Below are 1,999 nucleotides of genomic sequence, written 5' to 3' on the forward strand. Positions count from 1 at the left end.
CGCCGCCACGCCGCCGACAAGGATGAACTCCACCCCGCCCTCGGCGAGGGCCCGCAGCAGAGCTTTGAAGTCAGTCATCCCGCGGCTCGTCTACCGGCCCGGCGCAGCTCCTCCGCGAACCTCTGGAGCTCGATCAGGGCCTCGAGACGCTCCTCGACGGAGCGTTTGAGATTCTCACGAATAAGGGTCCGATCAACATCCCGCTTATACGCCTCGATGACCGGATCAGACGTCGGCCGCGGATCCCTCATCGCGCCCAGGATAGCCGAACCTGAGGCCCGTCGCTAGCGCGCGTATCGCGCCATCTAAAATGTTACCGAGCAAGAGACGACGCGCCATTGGGAATGTAACCCTCGACGGCCCGGGGGCCGGAGGAGGGTTACATGATGAGCCGCCGCGCGAAGTGGGAGTACCTGCACGCCATCCATGGGCGGTATGGGCAGGCCGCTCGAGAGGCGAAGAGGCGGATCCTCGATGAGTTCTGTGCGACGACGGGCTACCACCGCAAGTCGGCGGTGCGGCTCCTCAACGGTCCGCCTCCCGGCGGGGCGCCTCCGCGACGCCGGCGCCGGCCGGCCCGGTACAGCCCGGCGGTGATCCAGGCGCTGACGGCGATCTGGGAGGCCGCCGGCTACCCTTGGTCGGTTCGGCTGAAAGCCCTGCTGCCGCTGTGGCTGCCCTGGGCCCGGCGGCGACTGCGGCTGTCCGCCTCGGTGTGTCAGCGGCTGCGGGCGATCAGCGCCCGGCAGATCGATCGCCGGCTGGCGCCGCGCAAACGGCACCTCACGCGACGCCGCTATGGCCGCACCAAGCCCGGGACGCTCCTCAAGCACCACATCGCGCTGCGGACCGATCACTGGGACGTCACGGTCCCGGGCTTTACCGAGCTGGACTTAGTGGCGCATGCGGGCCATCGGGCCGACGGCGAGTTCGCCCATTCGCTCAACGTCGCCGATATCCACACCACGTGGGTCGAGACCTGCGCGGTGCTCGGGCGCAGCGAAGCCCGCGTCCAGACAGCCTTGGAGGCGATCCGCCAGGCGCTGCCCTTCCGGCTGCGGGGCATCGACTCCGACAACGGCTCGGAATTCATCAACGACCATCTCTATCGCTACTGCCAGGCCCAGGCGATCCAGTTCACGCGGGGCCGGCCCTACAAGAAGGACGACAACGCCCACATCGAGCAGAAGAACTGGACCCATGTCCGCAAGCTCGTCGGCTATCTCCGCTATGACACGCCGGCGGCGGTGGCCGCGCTGAATGCGCTCTACCGCCACGAACTTCGGCTCTTCCAGAACCTGTTCTTGCCCTCGGTCAAGCTCCAGCGCAAGGAGCGCGTGGGGGCGCGCCTGCGGCGGCACTACGACGCGCCCCGCACGCCGCTCGAGCGGGTGCAGGCCTGTGCCGAGGCCGACCCCACGGCCGTGGCCCAACTCGTCGCCCTGCGCGATCAGCTGGATCCCTTCGCCCTGGCCCAGGCGATCGACCGGAAGATCGAGCGCCTCGTGGGGCTCGCCACCCCCGCCAGGCCGGTGGTGACCACCGCCTCCCCCCCGCCGTCCGCGACGCCGGTGAGGCGCCGGCCCGGTCGGCCCCCGAACGTCAGGGATTTTACCTTCGGCAACCGCTTACGCCGGCCGACCAGGCCAGTGTCGCGGGTAACATCTTAGATGGCGCGACGATTCTCCCTCTCGGTAACATTTTTAAATGGCTTGATAGGGGGTGGTGCGTCGGTCGATGCCGCCCCTCGTTCAGGCCCCGCGTAGGCCCTCGCAGGGGGGCCCTCCGACCCCTGGCGCCCTGCCTCAGGATCGGGTATCGTCGGCGTGATCCGGGGGCGGACCCTCATGCGGACCCTCGGGGGAGGCACTCGGGACGCGAGGCGCGGTCACCGCGTCCGGACACGACAGGGGACCGCGCGTTTCCGGATCACACATGGAGACAAGGCGGCGCACAGTGGAACAAGGCGACAAGACGACGATGGTGAAGGCAGCGTGGG

At 68.8% G+C, this 1,999-nt stretch carries 1 protein-coding gene; it reads left to right on the plus strand.

Annotated elements, in window-relative coordinates; translation table 11 throughout:
- Positions 1 to 383 precede the first annotated feature (383 nt).
- Complete coding sequence (locus tag VGW35_21085) at positions 384 to 1,670, plus strand: integrase (protein HEV8310166.1); 1,287 nt, start codon at positions 384 to 386, stop codon at positions 1,668 to 1,670.
- The last annotated feature ends 329 nt before the right edge of the window (positions 1,671 to 1,999 follow it).

Source organism: Candidatus Methylomirabilota bacterium (assembly GCA_036005065.1).
GTDB lineage: Bacteria > Methylomirabilota > Methylomirabilia > Rokubacteriales > DASRDR01 > DASYQW01.